Raw genomic sequence first — 26,129 nt, 5'->3', positions numbered from 1 at the left:
AACCTTGAACAGAAGAAAAACCCGCATTGCAACGGAACGCTATGAAAACAATTAATTCCCGTCAGGATCAGGGTATTCCCGGAGTGTATGGATTGCTCCTTTTAGATGTGGTCTCTCGATGGGGCTACACTGCAGAAACATTATTTAGTCCCTTCGGATTAAACAGCGAACAATTGGCTGAACCAGATTTCCGTATTCCAACACCCATCGCCAATCAATTGGTAGAGCACGCACTACGATTAACTGGTGAGCCCACTTTAGGTTTTCATTTGGGCAACCAAATGCGCATCTCAATTCATGGTTTTATTGGCTATGCCATCATGACGGCGAAGGACATAACTGATGCCTTAGTCTTGGCAAACCGTTTTATTCAGTTACGCATGCCCTTTTTACAGCTTTTTTTCTCAACTTTTGGAACCAAAGCTACTGTTCAACTACAAACCGACGTTACGATTGAGCCTTTACGTACTGAGATTTCTATTGCCTTAATTTTTGGCATGATCAGCATGGGCAAAGCAATTACTGGTGTGGATTATTCTGCGGGAGAAATTGATTTTGATTTCCCTCAACCTGAAGGTTTTGAGCGGTTTATTGCCAAATATCCACGACACCAATTTAGATTTGATCAGCCACATCTCTTACTTAGTTTTGATAAGCAATATTTAACCAATAAATTGGTCCATGCAGACCCGATTGCCAGTCAAATCGCGATTAATCAATGTGAAGCTGAACTTTCTGCTTTGGGCGAACGCCACCGTATTGCCATGCGCGTTCGTGACATTTTAACCAACTCTGAGCAGCACTATTTAAGTATTGAAAGTGTTGCTGAACGGCTACACATGTCCGATCGAACCCTTAAACGCCAACTTGCTGCCGAAGGGACTTCATTTTCAACATTGGTTGACGAAGTTCGCTACCGTCATGCTACTTCGCTTCTATCACGGACTGATTTTACCTTAGAGCAAATTGCTGATGAATTGGGCTATAGCGATGTCGCCAATTTTAGCCGTGCTTTTAAGCGTTGGAGTGGTCGTAGCCCAAGCAATTGGCGTAAAGATCCGTACTTATAAGTCTTTTGTTTTACCTAAAAAGCATGTATAACTCATGCCAAAAATGAATTTAATGGATTTAAGGAGTTATCAATGAATCATCCTTCAGATTTAAAGTACGCAAGTACACATGAATGGGTGCGAATTGAAGGTGACCTTGTTGTTACAGGCATTTCTGATCATGCACAAGACGCATTGGGTGATTTAGTTTATGTTGAAGCACCAGATGTGGGCCAACATATCACTGCTGGTGAACAAGCGGGTGTGGTCGAGTCGGTAAAAACCGCTTCTGATATTCATGCACCGATTTCTGGTGTGGTTGTTGAAGTCAATCCAGACCTTGAAGATGATCCTGATTTTGTAAACGATGCACCTTATAGCAAAGGTTGGATTTATAAAATTAAACCAGACAATATGGCTGATGTAGATGCTTTATTGACCAGCGAACAATACGAAGCTGGTCTGTAAATATTTCTAATATCTAAAAAATCAGCCCTCAGGCTGATTTTTTTATTTCAATTTGATAGCTAAATTGGCTTATATACCATTTGCATGAATATGCAGCTTATATTTCTTCCGAAGCTTCGGTGCTTTCAGGTTCTTCTTTCTTTTCTTCAACCATACTAAACGATTGCGCAGCCGCTGAAGTACCATTTGCACGTGAACTTTTTAGTTTAATTTGCAAACGTAGTTCATTGGTTGAATCAGCATTTCTTAAGGCCTCTTCATAAGAAATTGCGCCGTCATTATATAAATCAAATAAAGCTTGGTCGAAAGTTTGCATCCCAAGTTCACGAGATTTTGCCATGATCGCTTTTAATTCATGAAACTCACCTTTCAAAATCAAATCTGAAATAAGCGGCGTGTTTAACATGATTTCAACGGCTGCACGGCGTCCTTTACCATCTTCAGTCCGGATTAAACGCTGCGAAACAATCGCTTTCATATTGCTCGATAAATCCATAAGCAATTGATTTCTTCGCTCTTCTGGGAAGAAGTTAATGATTCGATCTAGGGTTTGATTGGCATTATTTGAATGTAGCGTACCTAAACATAAATGCCCTGTTTCAGCAAAGGCAATCGCATGTTCCATAGTCTCGGTGTCACGAATTTCACCGATTAAAATCACATCTGGCGCTTGTCGTAGTGTATTTTTCAAAGCGTTATGCCACGAATGACTATCTACACCAACTTCACGATGCGTAATCATAGATTTTTTATGTTTATGCACATATTCCACTGGGTCTTCAACAGTGATGATATGGCCTGCACTATTTTCATTTCGATAATCAATCAGCGCCGCTAAAGAGGTTGATTTCCCCGAACCTGTACCACCAACCACTAAAACCAAACCACGTTTTTCCATAATCACGTGCTTAAGCGAAGCCGGTAATTTAAGTTTTTCAAAATTTGGAATTTCTGCGGTAATGGTACGAATGACCATACCTACATGTAACTGTTGCTGAAATACATTGACACGAAAACGCGAAACGTTTGGCACACTAATCGCAAAGTTACATTCTAATTCTTTCTCAAATTCTTTGCGCTGCTTCTCATTCATCAAACTATAGGCGAAAAGCTTTGTTTTCTCAGCATCAAGCGCTTGCTGCCCAAAGGGTTTCATCATACCTTGATGTTTAATACTTGGTGGAAAATCTGCCGTAATAAATAAATCAGAACCACCATATTCAACCACTTTTGTTAACATGTGGAACATAAAACGGCGTGCTTCTTCCAACAATTCAGCAGTGTACATCAACTTCCCCAATATAAAATTTCAAACACCCAAGCACAGATTGTCATTATTTCTGGCGCTGTATTGGGCTTAGACATTATTGTGCATAAAAAGTGTGACTCACTCAAACATAAAATACTGAATTATCAGTATATATTTTAGTAAATATGCCATTTTTCAATTTTTATATCACAGTAAACAACAAAGGATTTTTCAAAATAAAAGCCTTAGAACAATCAATATTCTAAGGCTTTGGGCTACATCAATTCAGAGTGAGTATGCTTTTGATTGTTAAGCACTACGTTTGATTTGTGATGCACGAAGTTCATTCGCAACCTGTTGAATCAAATCAATGGTTTTGTCCCAACCTAAGCATCCATCTGTTACAGATTGACCATAAGTCATGTCACAACTAATTTTTTGATTACCATCCACCAAATGACTTTCCAACATCACGCCACGCACTTGAGTATGCTCACGCTCTGCTACAATTGTGCGTAATACTTCAGGTTGCTTCATTGGGTCTTTATGGCTATTGCCATGACTACAATCGATCACTAAAGCCGGTAAATCGCCTTTTACTTTACTACGAATTTTGTCTATTTCAGCCAAACTATAATTTGGACCTGTATTGGAGCCACGTAAAATCAAATGTGCTTGTGGGTTGCCAACAGATTCTAAAATACACGGTAAGCCGGCTTGACTCATACCTAAGAACTGGTGTGGATGGGACGCAGATTGAATGGCATCTAGAGCAATTTGGATTGAGCCATCTGTTCCGTTTTTGAAACCAATACTGTATGGCATATGACTCGAGATTTCACGATGAATTTGTGATTCGCTGGTACGCGCACCGATTGCACCCCAAGCCAAAAGGTCATCAAAATAACCCGTCGCCATTGGGCTTAAAATTTCAGAGGCGATCGGCAAACCCATTTCAATAATTTGTAAGTACAGCTCACGTGATTTTTCTAAGCCCAACTGCATATTAGATGATCCATCTAAACTTGGGTCATACATATAGCCTTTCCAGCCCACTGTAGTACGTGGTTTCTCAATATATGCGCGCATCACAAGAAAAATTTGATCTGAAACCTGTGCCTGTAATTGTTTTAATTTTTCAGCATATTCCAAAGCAGCAATCGGATCATGGATTGAACATGGACCTGTAATAATCATTAGACGCGGGTCTTGACCCGTCAAAATATTTTGAATCGTTGCACGATGTGCAGCAATTTGTTCTGCAGCATGAACTGATAAAGGTAATTGTTGTTTCAGTTGATGTGGCAAGCTCAAAAGCGTTTCTTTTGACTGTGTAGATTTCTGAATTTCTGAATTTTGAGTTTGTTGTAAAGCTGTATTTAGCGCATTCATTGGTTCTATTCCTTTGGACTGTACGTATAAACAGTCCGATCTTTTATCTGAGCGTTATGGGACTTTGGGACTTCAGGGCTTTAGACATAGACTGACTAAAGTAAAACCAATAACCGTTGCTAAAATATGAATTATTTACTGTAAACATGAGATTTCTCCAAAAATATTATAAAAATCAAGACATAAAAAAACCTGATCAGGGTTGCCGATCAGGTATAAACTTGGTGGGCAACCTTTTTCATGCCCGAACGCGTTCAGGCAATTATCTAAACTGCCAAAAGTAATAATATGCGTTTAAGATTAAAGGTTGCTTTAACATCTTGATTTCATCAAAAAGTATCTGTCTGAAAATTAAAATACGCTGTATTCATCGGTTTGACAATAGTTTTTTGCTATTTTGTTGTATTAAATAACTCTACTGTCAATTACTGCGACCTATTTTTAAAATTTGATGTATTGATTAATAAATAAACATTTATTAGACTGCACAACATTAGGCTGTCTTAAGATTTTTTCCATTTATTTTTAATTCGAGTATTTGCCAATGAAGTAAGCCCTGTTTTTTTCATCATCAAATCCATTTTTTTGATGTGCAAACACATGGCTAATGACTTCGACTGCATTTTCTCAAATATTGTCTTTTTTATAAAGTAAAATTAGTTATTTGTATTGCGCATCTTTGCTATCGCAAGGTGCATCTATGACTCAAACGGCTTGTACAATTTCCAAATTAAGCTTGGAATTTCCATCCAAAACACTTTTTAAAAACCTGAAATTTAACCTCAATCAACAACAACTTTCGGCATGTGTTGGTCGCAATGGTTTAGGAAAATCTTGCATCCTTAAAATCTTATATGAGCAAAATCTGAAAGATCTCCCCTATGAAGGTGAAATTTCATGGAATGTACCACATGCCTATTTATCACAATTTTCTCGACTAGAAGCTGACACGATTGCTTCTGCACTCGGTGTGGAAGATTTATATAGCGCATTTCAACGTATCGAAATAGGCAATGCCAGTTTTGAAGACTTTGAGCTGACTGAAAACCAATGGCACCGTCCTGCACTATGGCAGCAACAACTTAAGCAGGCTTCACTTCCAACAGATTTAAATTTCCCAGTCGCTCAGCTGAGTGAAGGTCAAAAAACCAAATTGGCTTTGTGTGCATTATTTTTAAAAACTGACCATTATTTACTTTTGGATGAACCAAGTAACCATTTAGATGCATCTTCACGTTTCTGGCTCATCGATCGTTTAAAAAACCATCCTGCCGGTGCATTTGTTGTCAGTCATGATCGAGAATTGCTGCAACATGTAAAGCATATCTATGCTTTAAATGAGTTTGGACTCACACATGTTACTGGCAACTATGAAGACTATGTTCAACAAAATGATCTGCAAAATAAAGCCTTACAGCGTAATGCTTTACAGCAGCAGCGTGAGTTAAAACAACTCAAATTACAACAACACGAAACACAGATGAAAGCGCAAAAACGAGAACAACAAGGGCGTGTCCTACGCAAGTCAAGCACCCAAGCCAAAGTGTTACTTGATTTCAAAAAGGAACAAGCCGGTCAAAACCTCGCAACAGTTCAAACACAACAGCAGAAGCAATTGGAAGAAAAGAGAACCCAACTGCTTCAATCACAGCAACAACTTGAGCATGTCAAAGAGCAGCAATTTGTTTTTCAACATCGCGCTGAAAAAACTGGAGAAATCTTAAGAGTTAAACATTTTCATAGCAAAATATCTCAGCACCAGCCTTTTGACTTGGCCTTACAGGCAGGTGAAAAAATTCATTTAAAAGGAAAAAATGGTATTGGTAAATCTACATTTCTAAAGTATCTGAGTCAGACCACATCACAGTCTAGCCATGAAACGTTTTTGTCTGTGCATACCCTGTATTTAGATCAAAACTTGAGTAATTTATCACCTGAACTGAGTGTTTTGGACAATTTGGCAAAGTTTAATCCTGAGGTTTCGTCAACGGAATGGCGTAATCAACTCGGTCAACTTAGAATCCGTGGTCAAAAAGCGGAACTGCCATTTCACTGTTTAAGTGGTGGTGAGCGTTTAAAAGTGACCTTGTTAGGCTTAAATTATTTAACACCGAATATTGAGCTTTTATTGTTAGATGAACCTGAAAATCACTTAGATATAGAGTCTAGAATGTTATTGGCTCAAGCCATTCAGCATTATACAGGTGCGGTGATCCTCGTTTCACATGATGCATATTTTGTAGAATCTTGTGGCATTCAGAATAGCGTGCAATTAGTTGAATAACTCTCGCTCGCTAGATATATCTAAAAAAAGCCAAAGTAGATGAACGCTACTTTGGCGAATTTAATGCTTTAGAAATCATCCATTGGAAGCATTAAGGGCAATATTGCTAAACAATACTGTATTTTAACGCCCGATTTTCTTCATGATTTTTTGTTTAACATGCTGCTGAAGTGATGCTGAGCGTTCCTTGAGCTCGGCTCTCCAGTCATTCGGCACTGAGCATTTCGCGAGGCGAACCCAAACGCTGGCAAACTGTTTGATAAAACTGGCTTCATTGTAGTGAATACCATATTCCTCACAAAGTGCTTTAATTTTAGGTGCGGCTTCTGCATAGCGGTTTGCAGGCATATCAGGGAATAAATGGTGTTCAATTTGGTGACTCAAATTACCACTGAGTATATGCAACCATTGTGTTCCACTAAAATTACTGGAGCCACGAATTTGACGGAGATACCACTCTGCTCGAGTTTCATTTTCGGTATTGTCCATCTCAAAGTTTTCCGCATCTTCAGTAAAATGGCCATTAAAGATGACAGCGGAAGCCCATAAGCTACGAATCACGTTGGCTACAGCATTTCCTGCAAATACAGGAATCGCATTGGGACCTGCAATAAGCGGGAAAAATACATAATCTTTAATCACTTGGCGCTTAATTTTCTGACGCACATCGGCTGCTTCATGCCATACATCTTTCCAAGTTTTGGTTTTATACGCAATAACATCTTCTAAATGTAAACGTTGGATACCGACATACCACTCAAAGAAAACCATGAGTTGGGCAGCCAGTGGAATATTAAAAAGGAAACGTGGCTCCCACTTTTGCGATTCACTCACACGGATTAAGCCATAACCGACATCATGGTCCATCCCCACAATATTGGTATAGGTGTGATGCACATAGTTATGGGTATATTTCCAGTCTTGGCCCGTGGCGATGGTATCCCAATCATAATTAGCACCATTTAAGCTTGGGTCATTTAACCAATCAAACTGACCATGCATCACATTGTGTCCGAGTTCCATGTTCTCTACGATTTTAGAAATACCCAATAAACCCGTACCCAGTAACCACACTGGTGGAATCCAACCTGCAAACATCAACATGCCACGAGATGCGATCTCGCTATAACGGACAAAATTGCGAATTTTATAAATATACGCTGCATCTTTTTCACCTACACTCTGCATGATTTCACGTCGTATTTGCTCAACTTTTTCGCCAAATTCAGCAGTTTGTTCGGGTGATAAATAACGTGACTTACTATTCGAACTAATATATATCGATTGATTCATGATGATACCCCTGATTTGTTTTTATGCGGCTTGGGTTAGAGTTGAATGCGTACAGGTGAAATTGCCTGAGAGACACATAATTTGATTTGTGTGTTATTCGCATGATCAATTTCGCCAGTGAGTAAGTTTTTCACTGAACCCTGTAATTTGGTACACGAACAGGTATTACAAATACCCATCCGACAGCCATGCGCAGGTTTTAAACCAGCTTTTTCAGCACTTTCTAGTAAATTACCCTCTGCCAAAAAATCTTGCTGGGCTAAACTAAAAGTGACAGGTTGAGCAGGTACTGAATCATCAGCAATCATTTGAAAATATTCAGTATTTAAATACTCTGAAAGCTTGAACTCACGATACAGTTGCTCAATGCTTTGCATCATTGGCGCTGCACCACAGGCATAGCAATATCGCTGCTTAAAATCAGGGACCATGTGATTTAGCACCTCTGGTGTGATATGCAATTTGGTTTTCAGCGTATTAATCGCATGTAAGTGTGCATGGTTTGATTGCTTCGCTAGTTGAATCAATTCATCCAAATACGCATCATCTCGATTGAAGTAAATCAGGTCAACCGTACGCCCAAGCTGAATCGCTTGTTTAAACAAAGCCATGATTGAGGTAATACCACTACCTGAAGCAAGCAGTAAAATTGGTCGATCCGAATTTAGCTTTAGGCCAAACTCACCTTGCGGTTGCGATAATTCAACAACATCACCTGTTTTTAATTGCGTCAGGTAGTTGGACACTTTGCCTTGTTGTTTGACTGCGATGACCACATGACCTGATGTATTGATTTCGACGATGCTATAGCTACGTTGATGACGTACACCATCTTTGACCACTGTCACTAGAATACATTGGCCTGGTCGATAGTTTGCTGCTTTAAAGTTGTGATTCGCTAAAAAACTCAGTTCATAAAACCCGATCCCCACACAACGTGATTTGACTAATTGTGCTTTTACACGTTTGTAGGCCCAAATTACATCAAATTTTTCTGCAATAAAATCAATAAAATCTTCCCGAATCCACTCAGGCTTGTAACTTGTAGTTGTCATTTTTTGCCTCGGATAATGCATTAATATACATTTGTTTTTTAAATTATGCTTACATTAAGTTTAGTGCTAATTCCCCACCATGTGAATTCGGGACAAAATCTATCATTTGGCATTTTTTATCATTTTATGTCTAACAATCTGTCACTTTTTGCAAATCCAAATTTGAAGTTCTGATTTGTCGTAACAACACAAATAAAAAAAACTAGGCCAAAGCCTAGTTTTTAAAACAGTGAAAATTAACGCATTAATATTTAATGATTAGTAGATAAATCAATAATATTTAAATCAATGTTTAGTCTTCAAAATGCACAACAGAGCGAATTGATTTACCTTCATGCATTAAATCAAACGCTTCATTGATTTTATCCAACCCCATGGTATGGGTCACGAATGGTTCAAGTTTGATCTCACCTGACATGGCTTCTTCTACCATACCCGGTAATTGTGAACGACCTTTAACACCACCGAATGCAGTGCCTTTCCAAGTACGACCAGTAACCAATTGGAATGGACGGGTTGAAATTTCTTGACCTGCACCTGCCACACCAATAATCACAGATTGACCCCAACCACGGTGAGCACATTCCAAAGCAGAGCGCATCACATTGGTATTGCCAATACATTCAAATGAATGGTCGACGCCCCAGCCCGTCATTTCTACAATCACTTCCTGTACAGGACGTTCATAATCTTTTGGATTAACAAAATCTGTAGCGCCAAATTCTTCAGCCAGTTTGAATTTGTCAGGATTGGTATCTACGGCAATGATACGACCTGCTTTGGCTTTTTTAGCACCTTGTACCACAGCCAAACCAATACCACCTAAACCAAAGACTGCAACTGAGTCACCTTCCTGAACTTTAGCGGTGTTTTTAACTGCACCTAAACCAGTAGTTACGCCGCAACCCAACAAACATACATGTTCATGGTTCGCTTCAGGGTTAATTTTTGCCAAAGACACTTCTGCAACCACAGTATATTCAGAGAATGTTGAACAGCCCATATAGTGATAAATCGGCTGACCATTATACGAAAAACGTGTTGTGCCATCCGGCATTAAACCTTTCCCTTGTGTTGCTCGTACAGATACACAAAGATTCGTTTTACCCGATTTACAGAATAAACATTCACCACATTCTGCGGTATAAAGCGGTATAACATGATCCCCTGGTTGCACTGAAGTCACACCTTCACCGACTTCAACCACAACACCTGCACCTTCATGCCCTAAAATTGCTGGAAATACGCCTTCAGGATCATCACCTGACAATGTAAATGCATCTGTATGACACACACCTGTATGGCTAATTTTGACTAAAACCTCACCTGCTTTAGGTGGTGCCACATCAATTTCAACAATTTCTAAAGGCTGACCCGGTCCAAAAGCAACGGCTGCACGTGATTTCATGTCTAAAAACATCCTGTATGGCTTATATTAACAGATGAGTTACAGTAACCTCTTTTTAAGCCTAGATACAACCTTAAAACATGATGTTATGATGAATTTTTCAAGGAATGATTAATGCTATTCGAATGATACAATTACGTGAAATAAGTTGTACTGTCGGTTTAACTGTTTCGATCAACCTATTAACTGGATGCAGCTTACCTAGCAATCAGTCAAAAAAAGATGTCCCTATACAATCACATGCAGAAAAATGGATTACGTCTGCTACGGATTTAGAAAAATTACAACAAAAACAAACGGCTTATTTAGCCTTAGATGATGCCTTCTTAAGTATTGCATCTCGCCTGCATTTGATTCGAAACGCAAAATACACCATCGATTTGCAATATTATATTTGGGAAAATGATGCTATTGGGCATCTGATGTTTCAAGAATTACTGCATGCCGCTGACCGTGGGGTAAAAGTAAGGCTACTAATTGATGATCAAAACGGGACGAAACTCGATCCGACCTTACAATCCCTTTCAGCTCATCCCAACATTTCAATCAAACTGTTTAATCCCTATAAATTCAGAAAATTACGTGTCATTGATTATGCATTTCGCTTAAAGCATATTAACCATCGTATGCATAATAAATTAATTGTTGCCGATGGTTTTATAGGCGTAACTGGTGGTCGTAACATCAGTAATGAATATTTTGATGCCAGTGAAAGTTTTCAATTTACAGATTTGGATATCCTTTTCTATGGGGAAGCCATTCAACAAGCCAATCAAGTGTTTTTGAACTTTTGGAATGATGATTTAAGTTATTCTGTTCAGCAATGGATTAGTGCAGGTACAAAAGAAGACTTAAATCAATTAAGACAAACGTACCAAGAAAACTCTACAACGTTGACTAAAGATCAACAGCGCATTAACTATGCACAGCAACAACTGGCGGCTCAGCTTAAACTTAGACCGGTGAACTGGGCCGAAGCACATTTCATTGCGGATAGTCCGAATAAAATTCGTGGTGAGGCTAAAGAGCAAGAATTAATTTATAACCAATTTTCGACCTTAATGGGACAGCCCAAGGAACGCATGGAATTGGTTTCAGCTTATTTTGTTCCCACGCAACAAGGGACTGACTTTCTGACAGGCCTTGCAGGTAAAAATGTAGAAGTCCGCGTCTTAACCAACTCATTTTTAGCCAATGACGTCGCTGTCGTTCATGCGTTTTATCAAAAATATCGCAAAGACTTACTCGAAAATGGCGTGAAATTATATGAATTTAAACCCTATATAGAACGCTCTAAACGCACATGGTATGAAGTCATGACTGGAAATATCATCCCTGCGAAAGGCAAAAATGCCTCTAGTTTGCATGCAAAATTTTTCGATATCGACGGAATGGTGTTTATTGGATCGTTTAACTTTGATCCACGTTCCGCAAATTTAAATTCGGAAGTTGGTCTAGTCGTTAAATCTGATCGATTACAAAACGATATTTCGGCGGCATTAAACCAGTATTTACCGCAAATTGCATATGAATTAAAACTGGATGAAAAAGGCGAAATCATTTGGTTAGAGCATCAAAAAAATGGAAAAATCAAAACCTATACTCATGAACCTGAAACAACACGATTCCAAAGATTTAGCATAAAAGCAGTGTCATATCTCCCTATTGAATGGATGATGTAATGACAACGTACTGATAAATGATTGAATTGCCCTCGTCGAGGCTATTTATTGAAATAATCTGATAAGTTCGATCAAGTCAAAAACGGTCTTAGTCAGTCTCGTTAATATGAGTGCTGGCTTTTGAAAACAACCAAGCCATTGATTTCGCCAAGAAATTCCACTTGCCCATATTTGGCTGCTTTCAGCGCGGCTAAATGTTCCTCAACTGACATATACAACTCATGATTTTGCTGTGCATGTGGTGCATATAAATGATCACATACAAAATACACGCCTTGTGTATTTAACAACGTTTTTACAGTCCTATGAAACTCTGCTGCATACGCCTTATGTCTCAATTCATGTAAGGCCTGATGAATAATAATCACATCAAAGGTGCTGTTTTGATTAAACTGAAGTGACTCTTCCCAATTAGATTGTTTGAAATCCCCTGTTATAAAATTACATTTTAAGCGTTGCGCTGCACTTAGTTTTTCTTTTGCCAAGTCATGCATAGCTTCGGAAAAATCAAATGCAGTGTAGTGAATATTTGGACAATGATTGATTAAAAACTCAGCCAAATAGCCTGGGCCTGAACCGAGTTCAAGCACGTGCGCATTCGGGTTGAAAGCCAAAATAGAGTCAACATACATTTGAAAGATGTCATAACGCCATGGACGTTTAAGATTGACTTCAGCAGCCCATTGTTTAGCTTCGATTGGATCTTTTAAGTCTATGGGGCTGTGCACATCATTTATGTGAATATTATTTTCGCAATTCATTTTCTTAGACTTAATTTAGATAGACTGAATGCTATTTATACATAAAATATCTCAATAAAAGCAAAGGTTTTACTCACACTTGATGATGCTTTAACATCCACCTCTTATTTTGTTTTATCTCCTCCTAAAGTTTTCTAATGCAATTTTTTGATTTAAGCCGCCAATTTAATTTAAGTGATATTTTAACGCCTTTTACGACACTTCCTGAACTTGGACATCAAGAATGGTTTTTGTCGAAAGTTCGGGTTGAGCATGACTGCTTATCTGACAATGACATGATTGAAGGCCAAGCTGTGCTTAAATCTAATCACAATATCCAAATTGAGTTGGAATGGTTAATTCAAGATACAGGTCATGAATTACAGCTTTTATTTAAAGGCATTGAAACTGCAGCTAGCGAAGAAACTTTGGTGATCGTGAGAGGTGCGCAAATTGTAGATGATGCAAACAAAAAAGTTTCATCTCAGACACTGAGTTTATGGATCGATGGCACTTTACTACCTATGCTGCCTCATATTCGCAAAGAAATTAAAGCGCGTTTGAACCTTTGGGATTATGTTGAATATGATGGCTAAGGAGTTGATGTTTATCCATAAGATGCCACCTTTTAATCATTGAATGTTTGCCTGTTTAAATAAGAAATTTTATTCAAGGCATTTCATAAATCCGAAAACTTACTTAAAGGAAGCCTATATCTTTAAATAAGCTTTGGTAGGCTTCGGCTTTTTTTTCCAGTGCCAGTGGATAAGCCCTAGATGATGATGGCATGCGGTATAAAGTCAAATCTCTGCCTGCAAATTCGGTACGAACAGCATGCCCAATGTGTGGTTTTTCAGTATTTTCTGGCATCGAGAGCATCAAAGTATCAGTCGCCTTGTCTCCCGTCGTCATAATACTGTGGCAATTCGGCATTTTTTGAAGCAGCTTCGCAATATCGGTTGGCTGATGGAGCTGTAAAAACTTGTCTGATGCATTGCCTTTCAAACGAATCACTTGATAGGCCGTATCAAAAATGCCTATGCCTTTTTGATTTAAAAAATCTCGAATGCGCTGTTCTTTAAAAGTCTTGCTATCTAGATTGAGAAAATGATTTTTATCCTGAAAAAAACATAGGCCAAAGATTTTCCACATGTCATTTTGGAAATTTGGATAATAAAAATCCATCTTCCAGCGTGTTTTAGGTGGCGGAAAACTCCCTAGCATCAATAGTTTCCCATTTGATGGCAAAAATGGTGCTAAAGGATGCGTTTCGATTTGCGGATTCGCGTCGGAAATGTCTTTGCTCATATAAATTTAACTTCGCCCAGTGGTTGAATCATAAAATGTCTATGAAAATTGTTCAGTGATTTGTTTAGCTATTTTTTCAGCCCATAACTGATAAATTTCTTTACTCGGGTGAAAGCCATCTTTGGCCATTTGTAAGTTTTTCTCACGACATTCTTGTAAATCGTATTCAATTAACCGCATATTCGCTTGAGTGTTAACATAATTTTTTAACAGCGCATTCATCTTTTGTGAATATTGTCCAAACAACCATGACAATGGAAACGGTAAAGCTGGAAACGCATCCATTGGTGGCACACCTGAAATGATCAATAGCTGTGGATGAAACTTTTCCTCGACAGCTTGATATAAACGCTGCTGGAGCTTCAACCATTGGTCTGGCTGTTTTAAAGCTGTGACATCATTGACACCAACAGAGCTGATCACGACATTAAAGTTCTGCGTAGTGACATTGTCCAAAGCATTGATGATTTGCTGGCTGTTATGTCCCGTTGTGGCTTCAAGGCAATAGTGAACTTGATAATCAGGCGATAAAATTTTAAGTAATTGTCCCAATAACGCATCCGACTGATGCTCGACGCCGACACCTGCTGCTGCTGAATCACCTAGTATTAATAGCGATAATGGCCGATTACCCTGACCAATCATTCCACAGCGCTCTCCCACCGGTTCTGCTAAACGTGGGGTATTTTTTTTCACACGGTAACCTTGGATCAGTAATGCAGGTAACAGCAGCAGTGTTGATACTTTGAGTAGCATAATATTTGGGTAATGAATTAAAGCTTGTCGACTGCATTATTTTAATTATTTTAAAAAACAAAGCATTGACTCTATGTTATTTTTCTACATTTTCTTTTTTTAAAAGCACCATTCTGCGGCATATTGCTAGTTTTTTATATTAATAATGATTATCATTTATCTGATTTCATTCTACCTCTTTTATTATTTCAATGAAAAAACTTTCCCTACTTTTTTTGGCTTGTTCTATGAGCTTTGCTGTTTCTTCTGCTTTTGCCCAAACTCAAAACTTACCCGCTTTAACCGATACAACAGAAAAAAAACATTTCCCTTATGCTGCTGCATGTGAAGATGTCAAAGCGCAAAGCCAAATATTATTAAACCTACAACATCAGTTAAATCAAAATCCAAAACAACATGCTCAAATTCTTGAAGATTTTTGGAAGCGTGTAGAGCTTATAGGTACACCAATCATTGAAAACTATGATGAAAAACATGACCGTATAATTTTTTTATGGAAAGGTGCGCAGCACAATGTACGCCTTATTGGTGGGCCGAGTAATGACCATGAATGGTTAACACGCCTACCAAATACCGATATTTGGTTTAAAGAATCGATTATTGATCATCGTTATATTGGCAGTTATAGCTTTGCTGTCGACTTACCGAACTTAGAAGGTTATCTGTCAAATTATTGTCCGCATCTGAATCCTAAACTTAAAGAATCAAGAACGCAGCGTCGTGCTGTGATACAAGTACAACGGATTGATCCTTTCAACAAAAACACTTATCTCGCAAGTGATGACACATCAGGCTTGCGTAATGAAAATTTAGTGGCGCTTAAAGATGCCCCGCCTTTTATTGATCCAAAACAATATCCAAATGTGCACCAGCCCCAATTACAAGAGTTTGTTCTAGACAGCAAAATTTTGAATAACTCACGTAAAATCCAAATTTACCAATCTAAAGCTAAGAAAAATCAAAGCTATATCACCGCTATATTTTTTGATGGTCAGCAATATAACGAGTTGCTGAATGTTCCAAAGGCATTAGATATATTAGTTGAGCAAGGTCAGTTACCGGCAATTCAAGCCATTTTTGTTTCTCCACCGAACGATCAGGAACGACCGAAAGAATTAACACCAAATACTAAATTTTCAGCATTTTTTAGTGATGAACTGATGCCTTGGATTCAAAAAAATGCACCTGCAAAAGTCGATTCGAAGAAAACGGTACTACTTGGGTCAAGCCTTGGTGGTTTAAGTTCAGCTTATTTAGCCTTAAAAAATCCAAATCAAATTAGTCATGTCGTACCGTTATCTGGATCATTTTGGTGGCAAAATGCGGCGACAGACCTCCCCAATGGCATGAGTAAAATCATTCGTGATAAAACCTCACAACCTAAACAGCATTGGTTTATTACTGCCAATATTTATGAAAGCTCACGCAATAATAATGAACTGAATATTTTAGAGACTTCGCCTATTGTTGCAGCCGACTTAAAAAATAAAGGTCATGATGTGCATTACCAATCATATATCGGCGGACATTCCTACGCGGTATGGCAAGTTGCCTTACAAGATGCGCTCAAACATTTTTTTGCGCAAAAGTAGTTTATAAACGTTTAGATCATAAAAAATCCCTCAATTGAGGGATTTTTTTGAAGTTGGTATTAATTTAATTCCAGCGGTTTATGCGTTTAAAGGTTCCAAAATCATTGAAACGTACACCAACTTCACGCATGACTTGGTGTGCCGTTTTTGCAGTTAGGTGACGAATATAAAACGGCTCTTTGACCACAAAATGGTGAATGGCATGGGTAGAACCGAAGTTAAAGCAAAACAATTGCATTGGGAACAACCACCAAGGATTTAACACTTGAGTTTGTTTAATGACATCACGTGGGTCAATATCACCATAATAATGCATATTTGAGCTGATAAATTGTAAGCAGAAAGAGCGTATAAAGTTCGGAATAATCCAAACGACGGCTAGAAAATTAATCGTTGGAATTAATTTCACTAAATTGACTGACCAACTAATACTTTGTCCTAACATTGGAGCAATACCATTCACCACATGATAAATGACAAATACATACCAAATGCCGTAATAAACAAAACTTAAAGGGAAAAATCCAGTCAATTGAGAGAACAATGCCGTTTTACGTTCTTTTTCAGGTTGTTTTTCAATGAATGTCCTAATCATCTTAAACATTTGAAATGGGCGCAAATAAACCGTCATCAATTGATCGCTAATGACCAATATACGACGTAAACCCCACGGCATGCCATTACTAATGCCCCGTTCTTCCAAATCGTATTCTGAACCTGAATATTTATGATGATTGAGGTGCAAACGACGACGTGCCCAAGGACTAATAGTATTCGGACGTGCTAACCAAACCAAGGCTAACATGAGATGGTGAGCCCATGGCGTCTTTTTAAAATACATATAATGAATCAGGTCATGTTCTAATTCATGTGTCAGTGAAGCAAACATCGCCACCAAAATCACACAAGCCCATGCCGGTAAAATGCCAACGGCAAACGCCCAAGCTGAACCCAACATTCCCAGTAGTGCAAAAATAAGGATGGTTGCGCCTATAAAGTTTTGATGTTTTAAAATGGGATACTGTTGACGTAAGTCTTCACCAGCTTTCGTTACGACAGTTCTGACTTTGTTAATTCGCTGTTGATCTGTCATATCGGAAGACATAGACATAGTACAAACCTAAAAATTAATGAACAGTTGTACATTAAAGCAAATTAAAAAAAAGGAAATCGCTATTTTGAGAACAAATCATCGTCTGTTCAAATATTCAACATTTTATTTATTTTCAATATCTTACTTATAAATAATCTGAGTATTTACTCCATTTTTTCTTTGCAAAATCGGTTGCTTTTTATGTCTTTTCATCACAGGTTTTATGTATTCCTTTTTAACCTACAGAGGATGACGAATATCACTTGAGAATAAAAAAGCCCCAAAATTGGAGCTTTATTATTGAATAAAGGTTTAACCCAATTTATTCACGATCTTCAATGGCAATACTTTCATCGCAAGACCTAAAGGCAACCACGGCCATTGTGGTACATAAGCTTTAACCGGTGCTTTCTCAATAGCTTTTGCTAAAAGATGTGAACCAGTTTTTTCATCGACTTCAAATGGCAGTTTTTTCGCACCTTCATTGATCTCTGTACGAATATAACCAGGGAAAATAGTCGTCACTTTAATTGGGGTATCAATCAGCTCTGCACGAATACCTTCAGCTAGAGCAGCAACACCTGCTTTACTTGCACCATAAGCCGTTAAATGTTTAGGCATACCACGCATAGCACTCATCGAAGAAATCACCACCAAATGCCCTGCATTTTGGCTACGGAAAATTTCAACCGCAGCTTCGCATTGCGCCAAAGCAGAGATAAAGTTGGTTTCAACTGTGGCACGGTTAATTTCAAAATTGCCTTTACCAATACGACGACCTTCACCGACACCTGCGTTGACAATAACACGGTCAATACTGCCAAAATCTGCTTTAAAGGCACGGAACACTTCAAACACTTGATCGTAATTTGTGACATCGAGGGTTTTCGCAATCACTTTGATGCCATATTGGCTTTCCAGTTCATTTTTTAGCGTTTCTAGACGCTCTAAACGACGTGCACAAATGGCTAAGTTGTAGCCTTTTTGTGCAAACTCGCGTGCCATTCCTGCACCAATCCCTGAGCTTGCACCTGTAATTAAAATTGTTTTAGCCATGATAATTCCTTTGTTTATCTTAGATCCAAGTCAATAAATTTGGATCAACTGCTTTTATAAAATGATGTTCATTTAAACTGAGTAATTGCGGTTCATTTCCAACCAAACGCAGTGTTGTCATACTGGTATTGGCAATGGCCCAATTAAGTGCAAATGTTTTTTCAGGACTCAGCCCTAAAATTTTACCGACTGCAACGGAGATCACTCCACCTGAACTAAACACAACGGCATAACGCGGTTTGGTTTCAGCCAGTTGAGTGCATAACTTTTCTAGCGCTGTTTCGACTCGATTTTTAAAATGTGGCCAAGATTCATCGTATTCATGATGAAATTCTCCGCCTGTCCAACGTTCAATGGCACCTTCAAAAATTTTAGATAAATAAGCACGCGGGTTTTCATGCTTAGATACATCTTCTTTTAATAAATGCGGCTGGTTAAATCGAGGTTCATACTGAGCAAAAACTTGCTGATGATTAAATTCATTCCATGCGTTATCTGTATCAACTTGTGCTTCTGGAAAGCATTCAGCCAATGCAAGATTGGCTGTTTGTTGATGACGTTGCATGGAGCCCGCAACCACATAAGGACTTTCTTTTAAAATACGGTCGAAATACTGTCCCAGCACCTTAGCCTGTAGCTCACCGTTGGGAGAAAGCTTGTCATAGCTTTCCGCACCAAAAGAAGCCTGACCGTGCCGAATTAAATATATCGTGGTCATTTCCCTAAAATATCCTTCATTTTTTCAATATATTTTTGTGCCACGTCATTGGCTTCAAGTTTTTGCAAACCAATAAGTTTTAATGCACGAATATGTAAAGCATGGATCACAATCCAAAAATCTTTGAATGCAGGATTATTGGTTTGTTTGTGGTAAAAGCGATAATAAATTTGCTGTGCAATTACCGCTAAACGGAAAATACCGAACACTTCATAAAAGGTCCAATTGTCCGTTTGAAGACCAGTTTTTTCTAAGTAATATTCAACGACTTCTTTACGGCTAAACATGCCTTTCAAGTTGGTCGGCTGACGGCGTGTGGCTTTAAAAATTGCGTTATCGCCACTTTCAACCCAATACGCCAAAGCTGAGCCTAAGTCCATCAATGGATCACCAAGCGTTGCCATTTCCCAATCCAATACGCCAATCACTTGGGTAGGATCATTTGGATCTAATATCACGTTATCAAAACGCCAATCGTTATGAATTACACAGGTTTTAGAGTCAGCAGGAATATTGTCTTTGAGCCAATTACGGACATATTTAAAAGAAGGAACATTTAAGGTTTTGGCTTTTTCATAGCGTGCGTCCCAACCTTCCACCTGACGACGACAGTATCCGTCGCCCTTGCCTATTTTTTCTAAAGCGGTGCCTTCATAAGGCACTTGATGCAGTTCAATTAACTTATCGATGACGTTGGTACACAACGCTCGAACTTGAGTTTCATCAAAATTAATTTCTTTGGGTAAGTTTGCACGTGGAATGATGCCTTCTACGCGCTTCATTACGTAGAAATCACAGCCAATCACTGATTCGTCCTGACATAGCGCCACCATTTCAGGGAGTACTGGATAAAATTCTGATAATGCTTTCTGTACGTTATACTCACGTGCCATATCATGTGCAGACTTGGCTTTGGTGCCTTTTGGTGGACGACGTAAGATTAAATCAGCATTGTCGTATTTTAAGCGATAAGTCCAATTTGATGCACCACCTGAATATTGAGTGACTTCTACAGGCCCTTCTATTTCAACGCCATGTTCAATCAACCAATTTCCTACAGCACGGACATCCAGTTCTTCACCCTCACGAACTGAACCGCCTACATCTATCACTGACATGCTTTTCTTCCTAAACTTGAATCTATCATGATGATAAAAATATAATTTTCTATAGTTTTATAGCATGGACAATTCGGGGTTGCCATGCCAAATATGTGACTACAACTTGTTTATTTTTTACGGCGACTGCTGTAACCGCGCTTAGCCAACTCTAATTTGGCAATCATGCCTTTATGTACTTCATCAGGGCCATCAGCTAGACGTAGTGAACGTGCTTGGGCAAAGAAACCCGTAAGCGGTGTATCTCGAGAAACCCCAGCACCACCGTGGATTTGAATCGCCATATCAACGACTTTTTCTAAGACACTCGGCGCGACCACTTTAATGGCAGAAATCTCGGTTAATGCAGCCATATTCCCTTGAGTATCCATTTTATATGCTGCATAAAGGGTCAGTAAACGTGCCTGATCAATCGCAACACGTGCTTCTGCTACGCGTTCTAAATTGCCACCGAGTTTTAAAATTTCTTTACCAAAAGCTGTACGGCTCATACCGCGGTCAATCATCAGTTCTAGCGATTTTTCAGCAGCACCAATACAACGCATACAATGATGAATACGGCCTGGGCCTAAACGACCTTGTGCAATTTCAAAACCTTGGCCTGCGCCGCCAATGAAATTTGCAACAGGAACACGAACATTTGTGAAGCTAATTTCACCATGTCCATGTGGCGCATCATAGTCGCCAAAGACCGGAAGCATACGTTCGATTTTGACTCCATCCGTATCTACTGGAACTAAAACCATAGAATGCTGATGGTGACGGTCTTTGCTTTCATCTGGTGTATGTGCCATAAAAATAATGATTTTGGCATTTGGATCACCTAAACCTGAAGACCACCATTTACGGCCATTCAACACAATTTCGTCGCCTTCAACGACAGCTGTTGCTTCCATATTGGTGGCATCACTTGAAGCAACAGCAGGTTCTGTCATGCAAAACACCGAACGGATTTTGCCGTCTAGTAATGGTGTTAACCACTGCTGCTTTTGTTGTTCCGTACCATAGCGCCAAATCACTTCCATATTGCCGCTGTCTGGTGCATTACAATTGAATACCGTGGGTGCAAGTAAGCTACGGCCTGAAAGTTCTGCGATGTGTGCATATTCTTGTACAGATAAGCCTTGCCCAAGTTCAGGACAAGGTAAGAACATATTCCATAAGCCTGCAGCTTTGGCTTTATCCTTTAAAACCTCTAACTGTGCCGGCCATTGCCATTTGGTCCAATCACCACCTTGGTTCAACTCATGAACTTCTGCCCAAAACTCAGTTTCTACAGGCTCAATTTCATCTTTAATAAATTTTTTTGTTCTTTCAATATAATCTTGTGCACGTGCTGAAAGTTCAAACATGACAATATCCTTTAAATATTATGTTCTTTACGCTTTACAACACCATAACCTGAAATCTAATATGAACAAAATGATTTAATTCAATAGATGAACATGAATAGTATTCATAAAAACACCGTCATTGATATGGGTGTTTTCCACCGTATGGATATCAATTTATATCCACTGTATATCGCAGTTTATGAACAAAAAAGCATTTCAAAAGCAGCACAAATTTTGTGTATTACTCAGTCTGCAGCGAGTCATGCACTTCAACGTTTAAGACAACATTTACAAGATGACTTATTTGTACGTGCTGGGGCAAAAATGCTCCCGACTCCATTTGCTGAACAGATTTATCCCGTAATTAAAAATGCGCTTATTGCGATTCAAAGTATTTCTATCCAAAAACAACAATTTACTCCTTCAATGGTACAGAGCTTAAAAATTGCCGTACATGATGAAATTGAACCGATTATTTTTCCTAAGTTAGTTGAACACTTTCAACAGCAACAGTTTCAGATCCAATTTTCCAGTATTAAATTAGACCGCAAAACCATTGTGGCTGACCTTGCTGCACAGCAAATCGATTTTGCGATTGATCTTGAGCAAAACTTTGGTGAAAAAATAAATTTTCAAACTTTAGTTGAAGACCAATTCGTGGTTTGTAGTCAACATTCCAAGATGGATGAATCTATTTATCTTTCTGCTCCTCACATTGGGGTTTCTTCCCGACGTGCAGGTGTATTAGTTGAAGATATTTATTTAAATCGTAAAAAACACTCTAGAGAGATTTTTTTACGCTGTCAGCATTACTCTACTGCGCTACAAATTTTGGCACAGCAACCCAAGGCAATATTAACGATTCCGCAAAATATTTTGACGCATTTACAGGTTGCTCCCGAACTGAATATTTTTGATGTACCTGTAGACTTGCCGAAAATTAAACTAGGGATGTATTGGCATAATGATTTGGAATTAAATTCGCGGCATGTTTTTTTGCGAAGCCAAATTTCTAAAATTTTTGCTTAGGCTATTTTATGATGATATATCAGCTTGCTTAGGCTATTCACATGGATTTAGATTTAATTCTGCGTGATGAAACTTGCTGTATATTTATAGATCAAATGCTGATTATTTAATGTATTTTTAACTGACCGCCGGTTTATTCGACAGCCATAAATCATGAGTTCTTATAAAATCTAAACTCCTGTTTTTATGCGATATGACTTCGTTCATATCATTATGTATGCTTTCAAATCTCTCCACAAATTGGCTCATGGCTTTAGGTGCAGTATTGTGCCTGATCACAGTCTATGTTTTCTATAAAGTCACCATTTTCTTAAAGGATTTTTTTCAACCCTTTAAGAAAGGAAAATCTTACCTCTGCCGTGTATCCGATATTAGTGATGGCGATACCCTCACCTGCTATCGGATGAATCTGAGACGTTCTAAAACCAAACTTCGCTTTGCTTATGTGGATGCGCCAGAATCGACACAAGCCTACGGTAAAGAGTCAGCCCGCCTGATCAAATCCATGGTTTATAAGAAATTTGTCCGTGTAAAAATCACTGATGTAGACCGTTATGGCCGCTGCGTTGGGGTTATTTATCGCTATCGTAAATGCATGAATGAAGAAATGGTAAAACGTGGTGCTGCGTGGGTGTACGAAGAATACATCCGTGACCAAAAGCATTTGCACTATATGATGAATTTACAAAGTAAAGCACGTAAACAAAAGAAAGGTTTGTGGAAAGCCAGTCGTCCAATGCGCCCTAAAGAGTATCGTAAATTACATAAATAACAGACCACATTACAGCATGGCTAAGGAATATTTAATGACTTAGCCATGTCTAATATTTGACCTTTTTTTACTTCGCTATACAATATTGCTGCCCTTTTGGGCATAGAAAATAAATTAGATAATTAAAATTGGAATAATAATGACTGAACTTACTTCAAGCGAATTGAATCCGTTTCAACAAGATCAAAATATTCAGCCTCAAATTCAAAAAGCCGATCATCCACTGTCTCCTGAAGGACGTTTTGGCCGCCTGTCCTATTTAGCGTGGTTATTTATCATTAGTATGATTTATACCTGCCTATTAGGCATCAGCGTCGCACTGGGACTTTTTGCATTTTTCAATTCAGCAGAACGTAGTATTGAAGCACTTTTTAATTCGTTTTTAGGACTCAGTGCGATCGCACTGATTGTCGTTTCTATCGTTGCAATGTTTGTCGCAATGATCTGCATTACGATTCGTCGTTTACATGATCTAAATAAAAGCGGTTGGCTCTGTTTAATTTTTCTCATCCCACTGGTCGGTACCATCTTTAGCATTTATGTGATGGCTGCAAAAGGCACTGAAGGTGAAAATAAATATGGTATTAAACGTCCAACTGAACAAACAGAGAAAGTCATTGGGTCACTGTATCTGATCCTGATGATTGTTTATTTATTGGTTATGATTCCATTGATGTTCAATATGCAAAGTATGATGAGCAATTTAGAACAAGCGCAATTACAAGAACAAGCAATGATGTCTGAAGGTGAACCTGAATTAACGGATGAACAACTTGCGGCTTATTTAGAGCAAGCTGAATCAGAAGGTGAAGAACTTGCTTATGCAGATGGTGAAAGTGTAGAAATTTCAGAAAATGCAGACAGCTCAGCGGAAGATGCAGCAATTGCAGCTGCAGAAGCTTCTGTAGAATAAACACGTATTGTTTAAGGTATCAATTCAACGATATGCATTGAACGATAAGCTTTAAATGAAATGTTAAGAAAAAAACCTGTGCGCACAGGTTTTTTTATACCTGTTTTTTATGCTTTGAGTTGTTCACTTGAATTCAAAATAAATAAGTCGTAAAGTTGCGATAATTTAGTTACCCTAGTTAACTATCATGAATACCTCATTAGGTTTCCGCTCTTCACTTCTGCGCTGTGCGCGTCTCATAAGTGATGAAATCAACATGATTTTACTACCCTATCAATTGAACTATTCGCTTTGGCAAGTCATGTTTGTCATCCGTGAAAAAACCGCTTGTACATCTATTGAAATGGCTGAATATTTAAACGTATCCAAGCCATCCATCACTAAGCGTGTCAAAATTCTTGCGCAGATGGATATTTTGAGTCATGTACAAACTGACGATAAACGTCAAAAGAAAATGATGCTCAGCGAGACTGGACGTGAGTTATTTCAGCAATGTGCAAAAGACATAGATGCCTTTGAGCAGCGCCTGATCGCGCCATTAGCAAGCCAAGATATCCAACACTCCATTCAAATTTTACACCGTGTCATGCAAGAACTTGAACAAAACACTATAGGTGATGATCATGCAAGATAACGCACCACTTTGGACTCGAAATTTTATTTTAGTCAGCGCCATTAACTTCCAATTGGTTTTAACCTTTTATCTCTTGGTTGTGGTGATCGTGGGCTATGCGGTGGCTGAATTGGGTGCGACTACAGCCCAAGCAGGTTTAGTTTCAGGCTTGTTCATTGTCGGCACATTGGTCGGGCGTTTATTGGTAGGCAAGTTCCTAGAACGCTTTGGACGTAAAACGACACTGATCGTTGGTTTAATTGGCTTTTTAATTTTTTCTGGTTTTTACTTCATTCAGTCTGGCGTCGGCATGTTGCTCTTCATACGCTTTATGCATGGCTTTATGATGGGTATGGCATCAACAGTGCTGGGTACCTTAATTGCCCAAATCTTACCAGCGACACGTCGGGGTGAAGGCATTGGCTACTACAGCATGAGTAGTACGTTAGGTACGGCTATTGGGCCATTTCTTGCAATTTGGATGATGTTACACATTGGTTATCACGCGATTTTTATCGTTTCTACGATTATCGCATTGAGCTGCCTATTGGTTGCCTTACTGATTCAAGTGCCCGATTTACCCAAAATCAATAAACCTCTTGATACTGTTGAAGCCGTCAAAAAACCAAGTTGGATTGCTCAATTTGTAGAACCGAAAGCATTACCGATATCATTCATCATGCTTTTCGCTTCAATCTGCTATTCAGGTGTTTTATCTTTCATTAACTTCTACGCCAAAGAAATCGATTTGGTTGAAACAGCCTCGTTTTTCTTTTTGATGTATGCCATTGCGATTTTAATTTCTCGCCCATTTACTGGCCCGTTGATGGACCGTAAAGGTGAAAATATTGTGATCTACCCTGCTTTTGTGATTATGGGCGTGGCATTGGTATTGCTCAGCATCACTCAGAGTTCATGGATGCTTTTACTTTGTGCCGGCTTACTTGGACTCGGTTATGGCAATATTCAGTCGGTCTGCCAAACAGTTGCCGTGAAAAGTGCACCGCTTGAACGTATGGGCTTTGCCACTTCGACTTTCTTTATATTTTTGGATGCAGGCTTAGGCTTTGGACCATACTTTATCGGTAAATTGCTCGACCATATTGGTTACTCACAATTGTATTTGTATAGCGCATTTGCTGCCTTTGCATGTATTGGTGCTTACTACATTTTACATGGTCGTTATACCGTTCGAACGGCTTAGACT

General features: G+C 38.7%; 24 protein-coding genes. 11 read left to right on the top strand and 13 right to left on the bottom strand.

Translation table 11 applies throughout. The annotated features are described in order from the left end of the window. Positions 1–41 precede the first annotated feature (41 nt). Together FTV38_RS05245 and gcvH are read left to right on the top strand one after the other, a co-directional pair. Positions 42–1,070: an AraC family transcriptional regulator gene (locus FTV38_RS05245; RefSeq protein ID WP_078190954.1), complete on the top strand. Its 1,029-nt coding sequence runs from the start codon at positions 42–44 to the stop codon at positions 1,068–1,070. Positions 1,071–1,142: 72 nt separating this feature from the next. Continuing rightward, entirely contained in the window at positions 1,143–1,517 is a 375-nt protein-coding gene (gene gcvH, locus FTV38_RS05240) for a glycine cleavage system protein GcvH (RefSeq protein WP_180008881.1), read from the top strand. A gap of 97 nt (positions 1,518–1,614) precedes the next feature. Here gcvH and FTV38_RS05235 read toward each other — a convergent pair whose 3' ends face one another. Together FTV38_RS05235 and FTV38_RS05230 are read right to left on the bottom strand one after the other, a co-directional pair. Continuing rightward, complete coding sequence (locus FTV38_RS05235; protein WP_180021768.1) at positions 1,615–2,805, bottom strand: PilT/PilU family type 4a pilus ATPase; 1,191 nt, start codon at positions 2,803–2,805, stop codon at positions 1,615–1,617. 270 nt (positions 2,806–3,075) lie between these two features. Further along, positions 3,076–4,158 carry a 3-deoxy-7-phosphoheptulonate synthase gene (locus FTV38_RS05230; RefSeq protein WP_180021766.1) on the bottom strand — a complete coding sequence of 361 codons (1,083 nt, stop codon included), beginning with the start codon at positions 4,156–4,158 and terminating at the stop codon, positions 3,076–3,078. Positions 4,159–4,858: 700 nt separating this feature from the next. Between FTV38_RS05230 and FTV38_RS05225 the strand changes: the two genes are divergently transcribed. Next, complete coding sequence (locus FTV38_RS05225; protein ID WP_180021764.1) at positions 4,859–6,442, top strand: ATP-binding cassette domain-containing protein; 1,584 nt, start codon at positions 4,859–4,861, stop codon at positions 6,440–6,442. Positions 6,443–6,565: 123 nt separating this feature from the next. Here FTV38_RS05225 and FTV38_RS05220 read toward each other — a convergent pair whose 3' ends face one another. The 3 genes from FTV38_RS05220 to FTV38_RS05210 all read right to left on the bottom strand — a co-directional run bounded on the left by FTV38_RS05220 (position 6,566) and on the right by FTV38_RS05210 (position 10,198). Further along, positions 6,566–7,735, bottom strand: coding sequence for an acyl-CoA desaturase (locus FTV38_RS05220; RefSeq protein WP_180021762.1), 1,170 nt, complete (start codon positions 7,733–7,735; stop codon positions 6,566–6,568). A 35-nt stretch (positions 7,736–7,770) separates the two neighbouring features. Continuing rightward, on the bottom strand, positions 7,771–8,790 hold the full coding sequence (locus tag FTV38_RS05215) for a flavin reductase family protein (RefSeq protein WP_180021760.1): 1,020 nt from the start codon (positions 8,788–8,790) through the stop codon (positions 7,771–7,773). A gap of 292 nt (positions 8,791–9,082) precedes the next feature. Next, on the bottom strand, positions 9,083–10,198 hold the full coding sequence (locus tag FTV38_RS05210; protein WP_168377538.1) for an S-(hydroxymethyl)glutathione dehydrogenase/class III alcohol dehydrogenase: 1,116 nt from the start codon (positions 10,196–10,198) through the stop codon (positions 9,083–9,085). Between the two features lie 125 nt (positions 10,199–10,323). On the opposite strand from FTV38_RS05210, the gene FTV38_RS05205 reads away from it, so the two are divergent. Further along, a complete protein-coding gene (locus FTV38_RS05205) occupies positions 10,324–11,880 on the top strand; it encodes a phospholipase D family protein (RefSeq protein ID WP_180021758.1) in 1,557 nt (518 codons plus the stop codon). A gap of 101 nt (positions 11,881–11,981) precedes the next feature. On the opposite strand, the gene FTV38_RS05200 is transcribed toward FTV38_RS05205, so the two are convergent. After that, positions 11,982–12,617, bottom strand: coding sequence for a class I SAM-dependent methyltransferase (locus FTV38_RS05200; protein WP_180021897.1), 636 nt, complete (start codon positions 12,615–12,617; stop codon positions 11,982–11,984). Between the two features lie 161 nt (positions 12,618–12,778). On the opposite strand from FTV38_RS05200, the gene FTV38_RS05195 reads away from it, so the two are divergent. Further along, positions 12,779–13,216 (top strand): hypothetical protein, encoded by a 438-nt coding sequence (locus FTV38_RS05195; protein WP_180021756.1) that lies wholly within the window; start codon positions 12,779–12,781, stop codon positions 13,214–13,216. A gap of 103 nt (positions 13,217–13,319) precedes the next feature. On the opposite strand, the gene FTV38_RS05190 is transcribed toward FTV38_RS05195, so the two are convergent. Then, complete coding sequence (locus FTV38_RS05190) at positions 13,320–13,928, bottom strand: uracil-DNA glycosylase family protein (protein ID WP_180021754.1); 609 nt, start codon at positions 13,926–13,928, stop codon at positions 13,320–13,322. 39 nt (positions 13,929–13,967) lie between these two features. Further along, positions 13,968–14,684 (bottom strand): SGNH/GDSL hydrolase family protein, encoded by a 717-nt coding sequence (locus FTV38_RS05185; protein WP_180021752.1) that lies wholly within the window; start codon positions 14,682–14,684, stop codon positions 13,968–13,970. Positions 14,685–14,911: 227 nt separating this feature from the next. Between FTV38_RS05185 and FTV38_RS05180 the strand changes: the two genes are divergently transcribed. Next, entirely contained in the window at positions 14,912–16,276 is a 1,365-nt protein-coding gene (locus tag FTV38_RS05180; RefSeq protein ID WP_180021750.1) for an alpha/beta fold hydrolase, read from the top strand. Between the two features lie 64 nt (positions 16,277–16,340). Here the strand turns inward: FTV38_RS05180 and FTV38_RS05175 are convergent, their stop codons facing one another. The 5 genes from FTV38_RS05175 to FTV38_RS05155 all read right to left on the bottom strand — a co-directional run bounded on the left by FTV38_RS05175 (position 16,341) and on the right by FTV38_RS05155 (position 21,613). Next, complete coding sequence (locus tag FTV38_RS05175; protein WP_180021748.1) at positions 16,341–17,387, bottom strand: fatty acid desaturase; 1,047 nt, start codon at positions 17,385–17,387, stop codon at positions 16,341–16,343. A gap of 294 nt (positions 17,388–17,681) precedes the next feature. Further along, positions 17,682–18,425 carry an SDR family oxidoreductase gene (locus FTV38_RS05170; RefSeq protein WP_078193819.1) on the bottom strand — a complete coding sequence of 248 codons (744 nt, stop codon included), beginning with the start codon at positions 18,423–18,425 and terminating at the stop codon, positions 17,682–17,684. Between the two features lie 19 nt (positions 18,426–18,444). After that, positions 18,445–19,143, bottom strand: coding sequence for a histidine phosphatase family protein (locus FTV38_RS05165; RefSeq protein ID WP_111884351.1), 699 nt, complete (start codon positions 19,141–19,143; stop codon positions 18,445–18,447). Continuing rightward, the gene (locus FTV38_RS05160; protein ID WP_078193821.1) at positions 19,140–20,261 is read right to left on the bottom strand and encodes a phosphotransferase family protein; all 1,122 of its coding nucleotides are present in this window, start codon (positions 20,259–20,261) and stop codon (positions 19,140–19,142) included. The genes FTV38_RS05165 and FTV38_RS05160 overlap by 4 nt, the downstream gene beginning before the upstream one ends. 110 nt (positions 20,262–20,371) lie before the next feature. Next, positions 20,372–21,613, bottom strand: coding sequence for an acyl-CoA dehydrogenase family protein (locus tag FTV38_RS05155; protein WP_180021746.1), 1,242 nt, complete (start codon positions 21,611–21,613; stop codon positions 20,372–20,374). 93 nt (positions 21,614–21,706) lie between these two features. Between FTV38_RS05155 and FTV38_RS05150 the strand changes: the two genes are divergently transcribed. The 5 genes from FTV38_RS05150 to FTV38_RS05130 all read left to right on the top strand — a co-directional run bounded on the left by FTV38_RS05150 (position 21,707) and on the right by FTV38_RS05130 (position 26,126). Next, a complete protein-coding gene (locus FTV38_RS05150) occupies positions 21,707–22,624 on the top strand; it encodes a LysR family transcriptional regulator (protein WP_180021744.1) in 918 nt (305 codons plus the stop codon). A gap of 217 nt (positions 22,625–22,841) precedes the next feature. Continuing rightward, entirely contained in the window at positions 22,842–23,396 is a 555-nt protein-coding gene (locus tag FTV38_RS05145) for a thermonuclease family protein (protein WP_180021742.1), read from the top strand. A gap of 139 nt (positions 23,397–23,535) precedes the next feature. Further along, positions 23,536–24,309 (top strand): DUF805 domain-containing protein, encoded by a 774-nt coding sequence (locus FTV38_RS05140; protein ID WP_180021740.1) that lies wholly within the window; start codon positions 23,536–23,538, stop codon positions 24,307–24,309. Between the two features lie 187 nt (positions 24,310–24,496). Further along, positions 24,497–24,943 (top strand): MarR family winged helix-turn-helix transcriptional regulator, encoded by a 447-nt coding sequence (locus FTV38_RS05135; RefSeq protein WP_180021737.1) that lies wholly within the window; start codon positions 24,497–24,499, stop codon positions 24,941–24,943. Beyond that, positions 24,927–26,126 (top strand): MFS transporter, encoded by a 1,200-nt coding sequence (locus tag FTV38_RS05130; protein ID WP_373887004.1) that lies wholly within the window; start codon positions 24,927–24,929, stop codon positions 26,124–26,126. Before FTV38_RS05135 ends, FTV38_RS05130 begins: the two co-directional genes overlap by 17 nt. Positions 26,127–26,129 lie beyond the last annotated feature (3 nt).

Source organism: Acinetobacter sp. YH16044, from assembly GCF_013417145.1.
Taxonomy (GTDB): domain Bacteria; phylum Pseudomonadota; class Gammaproteobacteria; order Pseudomonadales; family Moraxellaceae; genus Acinetobacter; species Acinetobacter amyesii.
Note: the sequence above shows the minus strand (reverse complement) of the source record. Positions and strands in the feature narration are given on the sequence as shown.